The following is a 15,089-nucleotide window of genomic DNA, read 5'->3' as shown; positions in this document are numbered from 1 at the left end:
AACAATGAACCTTACGCTGATGGTATGGCGGCAAAAAAACGCGCACTCCAAAGGGGCGATGGAGAAACACGAAGTGACAGGCGTGTTGCCCGATATGTCTTTTCTTGAAATGCTTGACGTCGTGAACGAGGGGCTGATTAAGGAAAACAAAGACCCCATCGCGTTTGATAGCGACTGCCGCGAGGGAATTTGCGGCACTTGCGGAATTACCATCAACGGAGAAGCTCACGGCCCCGAAGCGGCGACAACGGTCTGCCAGTTACACATGCGGCATTTTAACAACGGAGCCACCATATTTATTGAGCCGTTCAGGGCAAACGCTTTTCCGGTTCAAAAAGACCTTGTTGTTGACAGAAGCGCGTTTGACAGAATCATACGCGCGGGCGGATACATCTCGGTGAATACGGGAAGCGCGCCGAACGCGAACGACATTCCCGTTCCCAAAGATATAGCCGATGATGCTATGGATTCAGCCGAATGCATAGGGTGCGGAGCGTGCGTCGCGGCTTGCCCGAACGCGTCCGCTTCGCTTTTCACATCGGCGAAAATATCGCATTTGGGAGTTTTGCCCCAGGGCAAACCCGAAGCGGCGGGCAGGGTTATGAGAATGATCAACCAGATGGACACCGAAGGGTTCGGCAACTGCTCAAACCACGCCGAGTGTGAAGCCGTCTGCCCGAAAGAAATTTCAATCATCAACATTGCGAAAATGAAAAGGGATTGGATAAAATCAGCCCTTAAATAAACTCCGGAGGAAAAAAAGTGAATCTTCACGAATACCAATCAAAGGAATTGCTGGAAAAATACGGCGTGCCCGTTCCGGCCGGAAAAGTCGCGGCTACGGCGGAAGAGGCCGCAAAACACGCCAAAGATTTGAAGTTTGACAAGTTCGTTGTCAAGGCACAGATACTTGCCGGAGGCAGAGGTAAGGCGGGCGGAATTAAAATCGTCGAAACCCCCGAAGAAGTGGAAAAAATCAGTTCTGAAATGCTGGGAATGACGCTTGTAACACACCAGACCGGCCCCGAAGGAAAAGTCGTGCGCAAAGTTCTCATTGAGGAGCCGGCGGACATCAAGCACGAGTTTTATCTGGCGATTGTATCAGACCGCTCAAGCGAAAAGGACGTTGTTATGGCAAGTTCGGAGGGCGGGGTTGAGATTGAGGAAGTCGCGGAAAAGACGCCTGAAAAAATCATCAAAGAGTTTATTGATCCGGCAATCGGCATACAGCCGTTTCAATGCAGGCGGATTGCCTTTGGAATCGGCCTTACGGGCAAAGAGGTGAACAAAGCGGTCGCTTTTATATCGGGGCTTTACAGGCTCTACACTGAAAATGACTGCTCAATCGCGGAGGTTAACCCTCTGATACTGACCGGAGAGGGCGAGTTGCGTGCGCTTGACTGCAAAGTAAACCTTGATGACAACGCCCTTTACAGGCACAAAGCGCTTGAAGGAATGCGGGACGTGAGCGACGAAAACCCGCTTGATGTGGAAGCGAGAGAGGTGGGGATCAGCTTCGTCAAGATGGAAGGCAACATAGGGTGCCTTGTCAACGGGGCGGGGCTTGCGATGGCGACAATGGATATCATCAAATACTACGGCGGCGAGCCCGCAAACTTCCTTGACGTCGGCGGCGGCGCAACCACCGAGCAGGTAACAAAAGCGTTCAAAATGATACTCAGCGACAAAAACGTGAAATCGGTTCTGGTCAACATATTCGGCGGCATAATGAAATGCGATGTTATTGCGGAAGGCATCATCACCGCCGCCAGAGAGGTTGGAATAAATGTTCCACTCATTGTGCGGCTTGAAGGCACAAATGTTGACCTCGGCAGAAAAATGCTCTTGGAATCGGGGCTTGATATAACAACCGCCGCAGATATGAGGGAAGCTGCGGAAAAAGCGGTAAAATCCATATCCGGCTGAAAAAACGCCTTTTTCACCGGAAACGTGAAATCACCGAAGATAGATTATACTTGCGGTTTAAACTGTAACTATCTTGTTTCACATATAATTTTCTCTTTGGCGGCTGAAACAGTTTCTTTCCCTGTCTCGCCTTTATCGCTTGACACGGAGGTTTCGGTGCTTATCTTGGATTCAGAAGGTGAAAATGAAGAATCTTGCCTTAAATTCAAATATCGGAGCATTCATGAAAGAGGTTGGGCGTTACCCGTTGCTCAGCAGGAAAGAGGAATTCGCCCTCGCCGTGAAGCATTGGGAAACGGGTGACCTTGACGCGGCGCGCTCTCTTGTGAACTCAAATCTGCGCTTTGTGGTTCGTATAGCGAAAAGTTACGCGGGTTACGATGTTTCCCTTATGGACCTCATTCAGGAAGGGGCGCTTGGGTTGATGACCGCGGTCAAAAAATTTAATCCGCATCGCGGCTACCGCCTTGTTTCATACGCAGTCTGGTGGATAAAGGCGCGCATACACGAATACATTATGAGGTTCTGGAGCAGTGTACGGATAGGAGGCAGTCGCAACGAAAGGAAACTGTTTCAGAAAATTCCGGCGGCACGGCGTGCGCTTTCGGGGGCGGAAACGGCGCCTGAAAAACTGTCCGAAATGCTGGGCGTGAGCGCGCGGGAGATAACGGAAATGGAAACGAGAACTTCGGCGAGGGATTTTTCGCTTGATTCCAAAGTCGGCGGAATTTCTGACGCGGGCTCATATCTTGAACTTGTTACAGACACAACCCCGTCTCAGGAAACGGCTCTCTCGGAATTCCAGAATGAAAAATGGCAAAAAACGGCTGTAAACAAGGCGCTTAGTGGGCTTAATGAGCGCGAAAAGGAAATTATCACATCGCGTTTTCTAACAGAAACGCCCGTAAAACTTGAGGACCTCGGGAAAAAATTCGGAGTCTCGGCTGAACGGATAAGGCAGATAGAAAACAAAGCAATTTACAAAATCAAGCGGTCGCCAGGCATCAGTATGGCAAAAATGGAGGAATAAAAAATGGCAAAAATAATCGGTATAGACCTCGGAACAACAAACTCTGTCGTCTCAATTGTGGAAGGCGGAGAGGCGAAGATAATCGTGAACGAGGAGGGAGAGCGCACAACCCCTTCAATCATAGCTTTCACAAAAGAGGACGGAATACTTGTCGGCGCTTCGGCGAAAAGACAGGCGGTTGTCAATCCCGAAAACACGGTGTATTCGTCCAAGCGGTTGATCGGAAGACGGCTGGACGAGGTTCAGGACCTTGTGGAACAACTTCCCTACAATGTTGTTTCGGCGGACAAAGGCAAAGATGCGTGGATTGAAGTTGAGGGGAAAAAATACTCACCGCCGCAGATAGCATCCCATGTGTTGATGAAACTCAAAAAGGCGGCTGAAAGCTACATCGGCTCCGAAGTGACGGAAGCAGTTATAACCGTTCCGGCGTATTTTAATGACAGTCAGCGGCAGGCGACAAAAGATGCGGGCAAAATCGCGGGGCTCAAGGTTGACAGAATTATCAACGAGCCGACCGCGGCGGCGCTCGCATACGGTTGTGACAATCAGAAAGACCGCAAAATTGTGGTTTACGACCTCGGAGGCGGAACCTTTGATGTTTCCGTGCTTGAAATAAGCGAAGGCGTTATTGAAGCGAAATCAACCAACGGCAACACGGCTCTCGGAGGAGACGACTTTGACCGCCACATAATCTCCTACATCATTGAAGAGTTCAAAAAAGACAGCGGCATAGACCTCTCGGGCGACAAAACGGCAATTCAGCGTCTCAGAGAGGCGGCGGAAAAAGCCAAGGTGGAACTGTCAAGCAAACTGGAAACGGAAATCAACCTTCCGTTCGTAACCGCAGACTCTTCGGGCGCGAAGCATCTTGTGATGAAAATCACGAGATCAAAGTTGGAGCAGTTGATAGAGCCGATGGTCAAGGGAACATTGGAGCCGTGCAAAAAAGCGCTCCAGGACGCCGGACTCAAAGCGTCCGACATATCGGAAGTTCTGCTTGTCGGCGGCTCAACAAGAATGCCGTTTGTGCAGAAAACCGTTACGGAATTTTTCGGCAAGGAGCCGCACAAGGGAATCAATCCCGATGAGGTTGTGGCGATGGGCGCGGCAATTCAGGGTGCGGTGCTCGGAGGAGATGTAAAGGATGTTCTGCTTCTGGATGTTACGCCGCTTTCGCTCGGAATTGAAACGCTGGGCGGAATAATGACCCCGATAATTGAAGCGAATACTACAATCCCGACCCAGAAAAGCCAGATATTCACAACCGCTGAAGACAATCAGACACAGGTGGAAATCCATGTTCTTCAGGGAGAGCGGAAAATGTCCACGGACAACAGAACTCTTGCCAAATTTATTCTGGACAAAATCCCCACCGCGCCCAGAGGACTGCCTCAGATTGAGGTGTCTTTTGACATAGACGCGGACGGCATTCTGCATGTTACGGCAAAAGACAAGGCGACCAACAAAGAGCAGAAAATCAAGGTTGAGGCGTCAAGCGGACTGTCTCAGGAAGAGATAGACGCGATGATAAAAGAGGCGGAGGAAAAAAGCGGGGAAGACGAGCAAAAACACAAAACCGTTCAGGCGAAAAACCAGCTTGACCAGTTGATTTACTCAACCGAGACGACCTTCAAAGAGCACAAGGACAAACTGTCGGACGAAGAGGGCAAAGAGCTTGAGCAGACGCTTGAATCGGGCAGGGCCGCGATAAAATCCAATAACGCGGACGAGATTGAAAAAGCGTCCGAAGCGATAACAAAAGCGTCTCACAAACTCGCCGAGATTATGTATAAACAGCAGCAGAGCGCGGACGGCGGCGCGGCGGACGGCGGGGAAAAATCCGACAAGGAGAAGGACGACAATGACGGGGAAGTTATAGACGCGGAAATAACAGACAAATAAATTGATTAAATCCCTGAAAGGAAAAACCCCGTCCATTCATCCGACCGCATTTATAGCGGAGCAGGCGGTGATAGTCGGAAACGTTACCGTCGGCGCAAGTTCAAGCGTCTGGTTCAACACGGTTGCAAGGGGCGATGTCCACCACATAAAAATCGGGGAAGGGACAAACGTGCAGGACAACTCAATGCTTCATGTAACCGGCGGCACGCATCCGCTTGAAATAGGAAACTATGTTACCGTTGGGCACAATGCGGTTGTTCATGGATGCCTGATTAAAGACAGGGTTTTGATAGGAATGGGAGCCATCGTGCTTGACGGAGCGGAAATAAACGAGGAATCAATGGTAGGCGCGGGTGCGGTTGTGCCTCCGGGCTTTGTGTTGCCTTCGGGCAAACTCGCGGTCGGAGTTCCCGCGAAAGTGGCGAGAGACCTGACGGACGAAGAGAGGGAAAGCATAAAAACATCGGCTGATAACTACATAAGGAACTCACGGACGTATATGGAAGACCCCGATTTCGCAAAGGGACAATAAAAATGACTTCAAAGAAAAAAGAGAAACCCGAAGAAATTCCGGAAAACGATGCGGAGCAAAAATCCGCCGCCAGTGCGAAACAGGAGGAAAAGAAAGAAAGCGGCGCGGGGAAAACGGAAAACTTTGAAGATAAATACAACGAACTCAACGACAGATTCTTGCGTCTGGCTGCGGATTTTGACAATTACAAAAAACACACCGAAAAAGAAAAAGAAACTGCGCGCCTTTCGGGAGTGCGTGATTTGGCGGCGTCAACTTTCAGCATTCTGGACAGTCTGGAACTGGCACTCAAACACGGCTCGCAATCAGGCGCGGACTCTGACGGGCTTATTCAAGGCGTCCGCCTGACTTACGAGCAATCGGTGTCTCAACTCGGGAACTTCGGCATAACGCAACTGTCCGTTAAGATTGGCGAAAAATTCAACCCGTCGGTGCATCAGGCAATAGAAAACAGGCCGTCCGAAGAAGTGGAAAATGGTTGTGTGGCGGAGGAAATCGCGAAGGGATACATCGCGGGCGAAACATTGATTCGTCCGATTTTTGTCGCAGTTTCATCGGGAAAAGCCGTGTCTGAAAGCCCCGCATCGGAAAACAAAGGACAGTCCGGCGAAGACGAAAAACCGGAAGAGTAAAATGGCAAAAAAAGATTACTACGAAGCGCTCGGCGTTTCACGTGGCGCGAGTGATGACGAAATTAAAAAAGCGTATAGAAAACTCGCTCAGAAACACCACCCCGACAGAAACGAAAACAAAAAGAAAGCGGAAGAAAAATTCAAGGAAATAAACGAAGCATATCAAGTGCTTTCGGATAAAAACAAGCGCGCGCAATATGACAATTTTGGACACGCCGCGGGACCGGGCGGCGGAGGTTTTGATTCCGGTCGCGGGTTCGACGGCGGAGCCGGAGGTGGTTTTGAAGATTTGGGCGGACTTTTCGGCGACCTTTTTGACGATGTTTTTTCAGGCGGCGCGGCGAGACGGGGACCGGCAAAAGGGCAGGATCTCATGCTTGACCTTGCCATATCGTTTGAAGACGCGGTATTTGGGTGTAAAAAAGAGATTGCGATACCCCGAACCGTGCTGTGCACGGGTTGCGGCGGCAAAGGCGGAGACAAAGCCGTTCCCTGCGACCAGTGCGGCGGAAGCGGAAACCAGACTTACAGACAGGGATTTTTTCAGATGCGCCAAGCCTGCCGCGGCTGTCAAGGCAGGGGCGAGTTGATAACAGAACCGTGCAAAAAATGCCGGGGCAACGGAGTTCTTACGGAAACAAGCAAGGTCAATGTTTCAATTCCTCCGGGCGTTGACAGCGGAACACGGCTCAAAATCAGAGGCGAGGGACAAGCCGCCCTGAATGGCAAAGGGGAAAACGGCGACCTGTACATACGTTGCATTGTCGCCGAACACAAAACTTTCAGAAGAAAAGACGCAGACTTGATATGCGAGGCAAAAATAAACTTCATTCAGGCAATCAAGGGCGATGAAATATCAATCCCGTCTTTGAGCGGCGACAAAATAAACTTCAAAGTCCCAAGCGGAACCCAATCGGAAACGATTATGCGGCTCAAAGGAAAAGGAATTGCCAATATAAACGGCAGAGGCACGGGCGATTTATTCGTAAACATCAAAGTGGAAATTCCGACAAAACTGTCGTCAAAACAGAAAAAGATTCTTGATGAATTGGAGAAAGAGTTTTAATTCCTTCTCAACCACCCGCAATTGCGGGGATTATTGAAACATTGTCGTTTTCTGAAAGCGCGGTTTCTTTTCCGTCAAGAAACCTGATGTCTTCGTTGTTGACGTAGATATTTATGAACCTTCTGATTTCGCCGCTTTCATCGCAGATGCGGTCCTTCATTCCGGGGCATTCGGCTTCAAGTTTTTCAATCATATCGCCGATATTCACGGCGGCAACATTGAGTTCGTCTCTGTCTCCGGAAAGATTTCTCAAAGGGGTGGGTATTCTGACAAGCGGCATTTTCGTCTCCTTATTTGCTGTTGGTTTCTGCGAACATCTTTTCAAAATCCTCAATGTTCGGCTCCATAAGATAAGGGGTTGAAACGCTGTTTTCAATCGCGTCTTGAGTTTTAAGCCCGTTGCCCGTTATGCACAGTACGGTCGGCTCGCCGTCCGGTATGCGGCCCTGAGCTATCAGTTTTTTCGCGCTCGCCACCGTAACACCGCCGGCGGTTTCGGTGTATATGCCCTCGGTCTCGGCGAGAAGGGCTATTCCCTCGCGTATTTCGTCATCGGACGCGTCTTCGCTCCACCCACCGCTCTCATTTATAACCTTTATCGCGTAGTAGCCGTCTGCGGGATTTCCTATTGAAAGCGATTTTGCGATTGTGTCCGGTATAACGGGTTTGAAAAAATCCCTTCCGTCTTTGACGGCGACGGAAATCGGCGAGCAACCGGTCGCTTGCGCGCCGTGCATAACCGGAAGGGGCTCTGAGCCGTCAATAAGCCCAACCTCGCGCAGTTCGCCGAACGCCTTCCAGATTTTCGTCAAAAGAGAGCCGCTTGCCATTGGAACCACAATGTGGCGCGGAAGACTCCAGCCCATCTGCTCCGCCACTTCAAAACCCAGACTTTTTGACCCTTCGGAGTAATAGGGTCTCATGTTCACATTGACAAAAGCCCATTCGCGTCTGCCCGCGATTTCACTGCAAAGGCGGTTTACATCGTCATAAGTGCCTTTAATACGGACAAGTTTCGCGCCGTAAACAACGGTGTTTATAACCTTTGATTTTTCAAGATCGTGCGGAATGAAAATTATGGCTTCAAGCCCGCGCTCGGCGGCTATTGAAGCGACCGCGTTGGCGAGGTTGCCGGTTGACGCACAGGAAACGGTTTTGTATCCAAACTCAAGCGCCTTTGAAAGCGCGACCGAAACGACCCTGTCTTTGAAGGAAAGCGTGGGGAACGAAACCGCATCGTTTTTCACATAAAGGTTTTTGTGCCCGAGCGCGCGCCCCAGTTTCTCCGCTTTGAGAAGCGGGGTAAAACCCACATCAAACCCGGCTTGCGGTTTTTCATCAATGGGAAGAAGCTCGGCGTATCTCCAGATGTTCGGAGCCCGGGACGCGATTTTATCGCGCGAAAGCGCCTTCTTCACGGCGGGGTAATCGTAATTGACCTCCAGGGGCCCGAAACAATCCTCGCAAACATGCAGGGCTTTTTTCGGGTACGGACGCCCGCACTCCTTGCAGGAAAGTTGCTGAACAAAAGACATTGCCTAAAACCCTTTTTTCAAAAGCAATCCGCGACATGGCGTATTGCTATGAAGCAAAATCGGGGTATTACTATGACAGCGACACGGCGGGTTGTCAAAGCCCGCGCCGCCCGGACGGAAGTGAACGGTTTTTGATTGAATTCGGGCATTGTGTAGATTTTATGGGACTCATGGAGATTTTTAACTGCGGACAGTTTTCCATAATAAGGTTCTCCGTTCCCAAAAGCGACTCGAACTACAGCTACGCCGTCTGTTGTTCGGAAACGGGAAAGTGCGCCGTCATTGACCCGCTGTCGCCCGGAGAAATTATTGACTACATTGCAAGCAAAGGAATGTCCGCCGAAGTCATCGTGAACACGCACTCGCATCCCGACCACATAGCCGGAAACGACTCCGCGGCAAAGGCAACGGGCGCGCCGGTTGTTTCGCACGCGCTTGCGGCGGAAAAAACCGGCGCACGGCAAACCGTTGGCGAGGGAGGCGGCATCGCGTTCGGCAACCTGTCATTCTCGGTTATGCACACACCCGGACACTGCCCCGATCACATAACGCTTCTTATTGACGGAAACGCTTTCGTGGCAGACACTTTGTTTCTTTCGGGTTGCGGAAACACCCGTTTCGGAGGCAATGTGGATGACCTTTTCAATTCCGTCCGGCGGCTTGGGCAACTGGACGATAAAACCCGTATTTTCTGCGGACACAACTACGCGGAAACAAATCTTGAGTTCGCGCTCAGCATTGAGCCGGACAACGCGGACGCCAAAAGAAAACTGGACGAAGTGAGGACAAACGGCAACCCTGTTTCAACAATCGGGGAAGAAAAACTTTACAACCCGTTTATGAGATGCGGCAATGAAAGCGTGGTTGAAAAAATGCGCGAAGCATTTCCTTCGGCGCGGAGCGAAGCCGAAATTTTCGCCGGGCTCAGAGCGCTCAGAAACAACTGGTAAAACACGGAATGAAAAAATCAAAATCGTCCGGGCGCGAAACTGAAAACGCCCTGAAAAAACTTCTTGAAAAAAGAATTGTGTTCCTTGACGGCGCTATGGGAACGATGATTCAGCGTTTGGACCTTGAAGAAAAAGATTTCAGAGGAAAAATCTTTGAAAGCGCGTCCGCCGAAACGCTGAAAGGAAACAACGATATTCTGGTTCTGACAAAACCGGACGCGATTTTGAACATACACAAGGCGTATCTCAAAGCGGGGTGCGACATCATTGAGACAAACACATTCAACGCAACCTCAATATCGCAGGCGGATTACGGACTGCAAGACCACATTTTTGAAATCAACAGAAAAGCGGCGGAAATCGCGGTGCAAGCAGTGAAGGAAGCCGGAGGACGGACGAGGCGTTTCGTTGCCGGAGCGCTCGGTCCCACAAATAAAACCGCATCAATGTCTCCGAAAGTTGAAGATCCCTCTTACAGAGCGGCAACTTTTGACGACCTCAAAGCCGCCTACCTTGAGCAGGCCGAAGGGCTCGCCGAAGGCGGCGCGGACATTCTGATAGCCGAAACAAGTTTTGACACTCTCAACATGAAAGCCGCCATTTACGCAATGGAGGAAATGTTTGAGAGAAGAGGGCGCACAATGCCCGTGATGCTGTCAATGACAGTAACAGACATGTCGGGCAGGACGCTTTCCGGACAGACAATAGAGGCGTTCTGGAACTCGGTCAAACACTGCGGTCCCATCAGCGTGGGAATTAACTGCGCGCTCGGAGCGTCCGAAATGAGACCCTACATAGAAGATCTCGCGCGAACTGCGAACTGTTTTATCAGCTGTTACCCCAACGCCGGACTGCCCGACCCCATGAGCGAAACCGGATACAACGAAAAACCCGAACACACTTCCGCGTTGCTCACTGAATTCGCCCGCTCATCGCTTGTGAACATTGTGGGCGGATGTTGCGGAACAACGCCCGAACACATAGCGGAAATTGTGAAAAAACTGAAGAAAATCCCGCCGAGAAAACCCCCGAAAATTCAGTTGGCGACCCGCCTGAGCGGTCTTGAACCGCTCGCGGTAAAATCGTCAAAAGGAGCGCAAAACAGTGACGGCAATCTGATAATTGTCGGCGAAAGAACAAACATTACGGGCTCTCCGGTGTTTTCACGCATGATTAAGGAAGACAATTTTGAAGGCGCTTTGCAGGTCGCGCGCCAACAGGTTGAAAACGGAGCGAACCTTATAGATATCAATTTTGACGAAGCAATGCTGGACGGCGAAAAATGCATGACGCGTTTTCTCAACCTCGTTTCGTCCGAACCCGCAATAGCGCGCGTTCCGATAATGATAGACAGCTCGCGGTGGGGAGTGATTGAAGCGGGGCTCAAATGCGCTCAGGGCAAATGCATTGTGAACTCCATAAGTTTGAAAGAGGGCGAAAAGGTTTTTCTTGAGCAGGCACGGGAAATCAAACGCTACGGAGCCGCCGCTGTGGTTATGGCGTTTGACGAAAAAGGGCAGGCGGCAACACGCAAGGACAAAGTGAGGATATGCCGCAGGGCATACAAACTGCTCGTGGAAAAAGCCAAAATGGCTCCCGAAGACATAATTTTTGACCCCAATGTGCTCGCCATTGCGACTGGAATTGAAGAGCACAACGCTTACGCGCTTGAGTTCATAGAGTCCATAAAAGAAATCAAAAAACATTGCCCCGGCGTGCTTATAAGCGGCGGCATAAGCAACCTTTCATTCTCATTCAGGGGAAACAGGAGGGTGCGCGAAGCGATGCACAGTGTTTTTCTTCATCACGCGGTCAAAAGCGGCCTGGACATGGCGATAGTGAACGCCGGAATGCTCGCGGTATATGAGGACATTGAGAAAAATCTGCTTGAACGGGTTGAGAATGCGGTTCTGAACAAAAATCCGAACGCCGCGGAAGATTTGCTTGAAATCGCCAAAGAGTTTCAGAGCGGCAAAAAATCCGCAGATGAAAAAGATCCCGGGCGGTGGAGAAAAGAAAAAGTTGAGGAGCGGGTAAAACACTCGCTTGTGCACGGAATTGTTGACTTTATTGAACAGGACACGAAAGAAGCGCTCAAAAAATATAAAAAGCCGCTGAAAGTGATAGAGGAACCGCTGATGGGCGGAATGAAGGTTGTCGGAAAACTTTTTGGAGAAGGGAAAATGTTTCTGCCCCAGGTGGTCAAAAGCGCCCGCGTGATGAAAAAAGCGGTCTCTTTTCTAACACCGCTTATGGAGAAGGAAAAAGGCGCGAAACTGGCGGACAGAAAATTTGTTATCGCCACGGTCAAAGGTGATGTTCACGACATTGGAAAAAACATAGTTTCCGTGGTGCTTTCGTGTAACAACTATGAGGTTATTGACCTCGGTGTGATGGTTTCGTGCGAGAAAATTCTCAACGCCGCAAAAAAGGAAAAAGCGGACGCGATAGGAATGAGCGGGCTCATAACGCCGTCTCTTGACGAGATGATATACAACGCGGCGGAAATGGAGCGGCGGGGCTTGAACATTCCGCTTCTTGTCGGCGGCGCAACAACAAGCAAAACGCACACGGCGGTCAAAATTTCTCCCGCTTACAGCGGAGTGGTTGAGCATGTCAAAGACGCCTCGCTTGTTGTTGGCGTCTGCGAACAGATTCTGAACCCGAAAAAATCCGCGCAATACGCGAAAGATCTTGAAAGCGAACAGGAAAAACAGCGGCAACGGTATTTAACCGGATCGGGCGCGCTTGAATACACGGATATTGAGACGGCGCGGAGTAAAAAATTCAAAGCCGATTGGAAAAAACACCCTGTCACCAGACCTGACAAAATGGGCATTATACCGTTTGAGAACATCAGCACGGCCGATGCCGCAGAGTTTATGGATTGGTCTCCGTTTTTCTGGACATGGGAATTGAAAGGCTCTTTCCCCTCAATTCTCAAACACCCGAAATGGGGCAAACAGGCAACCGAACTTTACAATGACGCGCGCGGGGTGTTGGACGAAATTATAAAAACCGGCGCGTTCAATCCGCGCGCGGCAATCGGCTTCTGGCCCGCAAACGGCAGCGGAGACGACGTGAAAATATATTCACCGAAAGGCAAGGGCGGGCGGGCGATTGCGACCGCGTATTTTATACGTCAGCAAACGATCAGGAAAAACGCGAAAGAGGAAATCTATTACTGCAACTCCGATTTCATTCTTCCCGAAGAGTCCGGCGAAAGGGATTACATCGGGGCGTTTGTCGTAACCGCCGGAGACAAAACGGATAAATACGCGGAAAAATTCAGACGCACGGGAGATGACTACACTTCCATAATCGTAAAAGCGCTCGCCGACAGAATAGCGGAATCTCTTGCCGAGATGATGCATAAAAAAGCCCGTGAAATATGGGGTTATGGCAAGAACGAGAATCTTTCCAACGAAGAACTGATAAAGGAAAAATACAAAGGCGTGAGGCCCGCGCCGGGCTATCCGTCATGCCCGGACCACACGGGAAAACTGGCAATCTGGAAACTTCTGGACGCGGAAAAGCACACCGGGGTTTCGCTTACGGAAACGCTCGCGATGAATCCGGCAAGTTCGGTTTCGGGATTTTATTTTGCTCACCCACAGGCAAAATATTTCAATGTTGGGAAAATACGGGACGACCAATTAAAAGACTATGCTAAAAGAAAAAGGGTATCCTTAAAGGAAGCAAGAAAATGGCTCACGCCTAACTTGGCGTAAAAATTCGCAAAAAGGAGAAATAAAAATGGCTGAAGATTTTGAAAGTGTGTTTAAGAAAGGAAATTCATGCGCCGGTTCCAAGGACTGGAACGGAGCGATTGAGAATTACAATAAGGCGATTGAAGAAAAGCCCGACCATGCGGATGCGCGCTACAACCTCGGAGTGGCACTGTCAATGCAGGGCAAACTGCGGGACGCGATTGACTCATACGCAAAGGCGGTTGAGGTTAAGCCGGACTACGCGCAGGCGTTTTATAATCGCGGCTCCCTGCTTGTTGACATCGGAGACCACAGCCCCGCAATAGACGATTTCAACAAAGTTATAGAGATGATGCCGGATTTTGCGGGAGCGTATGTGAGCAGGGGAACGGCTTACGGGCGGCTTGGGAAAGCCAAACTTGCCATAGCCGATTATGACAAAGCGATTGAACTTGACCCGAAAAGCGGCGAGGCATTTTACAACCGCGCCACGACATACCACAACCTGCTCAGGGATTACAAAAACGCGCTCAAAGACTACGACAAAGCGGTTGAACTTAACCCGAACGATTTTGAAAGTCTTTACAGCCGGGGGCACGTCTATGACAGCATGGGCAACAACAACAAGGCGGCGGAAGATTTCAGCAAAGCGTTTGAAGTGAATCCCGAATTTACAAAAGCTCTTTTCGCGCGGGCGACCGAATATCAAAAACTCGGAAAGTTTGCCGAAGCGAAAGCGGATTTTGAAGCGGTAGTAAACAAAGAAACGGATTCCGAACTCGCAAAAACCGCGAAAGAGGTTCTCAAAGCGAATCAGAAACAGATGTCTTAAGAAACCCTGAATGTGTTTGAGCAAAGCAACGACACATTTCAACTAAAACAAATCATGGAAACATCAATGAGAATAACAGTGATGGCTCTCGCGGTCGCGGCAATATGGGGGCTCAGCCCGATTTTTGAGAAATTGAGCCTCAAAGACACATCCACAACCGTTGTTATGACGATACGGTTGCTGTTCATATCCGCCGTTGTAACGGTTTTTACAATCGCGACAGGCAAAGGGGCGGAGATTTTTCAAATTAGCGGAAAAACGCTGTTGTTTATTCTCATCGCCGGACTTTTGGGCGGCGTTATAGGGCTTTTCCTTTTCTTCTCCGCGATCAAAGACGGAGAGGCATCGTATGTCATTCCGCTCGCGGCAACCGCTCCGCTTTTCTCCGCATTTTACGCCTGGGCAATTCTCGGCGAAAGAATCACATCAATGCGCCTCGCGGGAATTTCCCTGATTGTCTTCGGCGCCGCGATTATGTATTGGACGAAAAAGTAATGTCGGAAAAACTGATAGAGGCGGAAAAAAAGAGGAAAAATTCCGGTCTGCCGCTGGGTTTGCCGTGGTTTCTCAAGGGGCTCAGGTTATACGCCGTTTTTGGAGGTCGGGCTCGCAGAAGAGAGTATTGGTTTTTTCTATTATGGACTTTTATCATAACTTCTCTGGTAGCCCCGACACCGGCATTTTTTGCAAATATCTTCTTCACCATTCCCACTTTTGCCATACAAGCAAGACGGCTTCACGATATAGGCAAAAGCGCCTGGTTGATTCTGTGGGAAATTGTTCTTGTGATACTTTCCATATTTTTGCTGACTGTGGGAGTAGCGTCTCAGTCTCTCATACTTATCTTTTTTGGCATAGGTTGTTGCTTTATTGTCGTGCTTTATTCAATATGGTTCGGACTGAAAAACAGCGAAAAAGGAACAAATAAATACGGCAAAAACCCGAAAGGTGTGAACTGAATTGAACGAAGG

14 protein-coding genes are annotated in these 15,089 nt (G+C 49.9%); 12 read left to right on the top strand and 2 right to left on the bottom strand.

The features are described from left to right. The first annotated feature begins 4 nt into the window (after positions 1 to 4). The 7 genes from ACY430_RS04840 to dnaJ all read left to right on the top strand — a co-directional run bounded on the left by ACY430_RS04840 (position 5) and on the right by dnaJ (position 7,091). Positions 5 to 745: a succinate dehydrogenase/fumarate reductase iron-sulfur subunit gene (locus tag ACY430_RS04840; protein ID WP_462137803.1), complete on the top strand. Its 741-nt coding sequence runs from the start codon at positions 5 to 7 to the stop codon at positions 743 to 745. 17 nt (positions 746 to 762) lie between these two features. Beyond that, the gene (sucC, locus tag ACY430_RS04835; RefSeq protein ID WP_462137755.1) at positions 763 to 1,926 is read left to right on the top strand and encodes an ADP-forming succinate--CoA ligase subunit beta; all 1,164 of its coding nucleotides are present in this window, start codon (positions 763 to 765) and stop codon (positions 1,924 to 1,926) included. Positions 1,927 to 2,110: 184 nt separating this feature from the next. Continuing rightward, positions 2,111 to 2,956, top strand: a complete 846-nt coding sequence (locus ACY430_RS04830) for an RNA polymerase factor sigma-32 (RefSeq protein WP_462137754.1) — start codon at positions 2,111 to 2,113, stop codon at positions 2,954 to 2,956. 3 nt (positions 2,957 to 2,959) lie between these two features. After that, positions 2,960 to 4,861: a molecular chaperone DnaK gene (dnaK, locus tag ACY430_RS04825; RefSeq protein ID WP_462137753.1), complete on the top strand. Its 1,902-nt coding sequence runs from the start codon at positions 2,960 to 2,962 to the stop codon at positions 4,859 to 4,861. Between the two features lies 1 nt (position 4,862). After that, a complete protein-coding gene (locus tag ACY430_RS04820) occupies positions 4,863 to 5,393 on the top strand; it encodes a gamma carbonic anhydrase family protein (RefSeq protein WP_462137752.1) in 531 nt (176 codons plus the stop codon). A 2-nt stretch (positions 5,394 to 5,395) separates the two neighbouring features. Next, positions 5,396 to 6,025 (top strand): nucleotide exchange factor GrpE, encoded by a 630-nt coding sequence (locus ACY430_RS04815; protein ID WP_462137751.1) that lies wholly within the window; start codon positions 5,396 to 5,398, stop codon positions 6,023 to 6,025. 1 nt (position 6,026) lies between these two features. Then, positions 6,027 to 7,091: a molecular chaperone DnaJ gene (gene dnaJ, locus ACY430_RS04810; RefSeq protein ID WP_462137750.1), complete on the top strand. Its 1,065-nt coding sequence runs from the start codon at positions 6,027 to 6,029 to the stop codon at positions 7,089 to 7,091. 7 nt (positions 7,092 to 7,098) lie between these two features. Here the strand turns inward: dnaJ and ACY430_RS04805 are convergent, their stop codons facing one another. Both ACY430_RS04805 and thrC read right to left on the bottom strand, forming a co-directional pair. Then, positions 7,099 to 7,371, bottom strand: a complete 273-nt coding sequence (locus ACY430_RS04805) for a MoaD/ThiS family protein (RefSeq protein WP_462137749.1) — start codon at positions 7,369 to 7,371, stop codon at positions 7,099 to 7,101. A gap of 10 nt (positions 7,372 to 7,381) precedes the next feature. Beyond that, the gene (gene thrC / locus ACY430_RS04800; protein ID WP_462137748.1) at positions 7,382 to 8,626 is read right to left on the bottom strand and encodes a threonine synthase; all 1,245 of its coding nucleotides are present in this window, start codon (positions 8,624 to 8,626) and stop codon (positions 7,382 to 7,384) included. On the opposite strand from thrC, the gene ACY430_RS04795 reads away from it, so the two are divergent. From ACY430_RS04795 to ACY430_RS04775, 5 genes are all read left to right on the top strand, one after another. Continuing rightward, a complete protein-coding gene (locus tag ACY430_RS04795; RefSeq protein WP_462137747.1) occupies positions 8,626 to 9,576 on the top strand; it encodes a hydroxyacylglutathione hydrolase in 951 nt (316 codons plus the stop codon). The genes thrC and ACY430_RS04795 overlap by 1 nt on opposite strands. Positions 9,577 to 9,584: 8 nt before the next feature. After that, on the top strand, positions 9,585 to 13,307 hold the full coding sequence (metH, locus tag ACY430_RS04790; protein WP_462137746.1) for a methionine synthase: 3,723 nt from the start codon (positions 9,585 to 9,587) through the stop codon (positions 13,305 to 13,307). A gap of 25 nt (positions 13,308 to 13,332) precedes the next feature. Beyond that, complete coding sequence (locus ACY430_RS04785; protein ID WP_462137745.1) at positions 13,333 to 14,118, top strand: tetratricopeptide repeat protein; 786 nt, start codon at positions 13,333 to 13,335, stop codon at positions 14,116 to 14,118. Between the two features lie 66 nt (positions 14,119 to 14,184). Further along, positions 14,185 to 14,613 carry an EamA family transporter gene (locus tag ACY430_RS04780; RefSeq protein ID WP_462137744.1) on the top strand — a complete coding sequence of 143 codons (429 nt, stop codon included), beginning with the start codon at positions 14,185 to 14,187 and terminating at the stop codon, positions 14,611 to 14,613. Beyond that, entirely contained in the window at positions 14,613 to 15,077 is a 465-nt protein-coding gene (locus ACY430_RS04775) for a DUF805 domain-containing protein (protein WP_462137743.1), read from the top strand. The genes ACY430_RS04780 and ACY430_RS04775 overlap by 1 nt, the downstream gene beginning before the upstream one ends. The last annotated feature ends 12 nt before the right edge of the window (positions 15,078 to 15,089 follow it).

The sequence above is a fragment of the Candidatus Mycalebacterium sp. genome (assembly GCF_977828045.1).
This window is presented reverse-complemented; position numbering and strand designations above follow the sequence as displayed.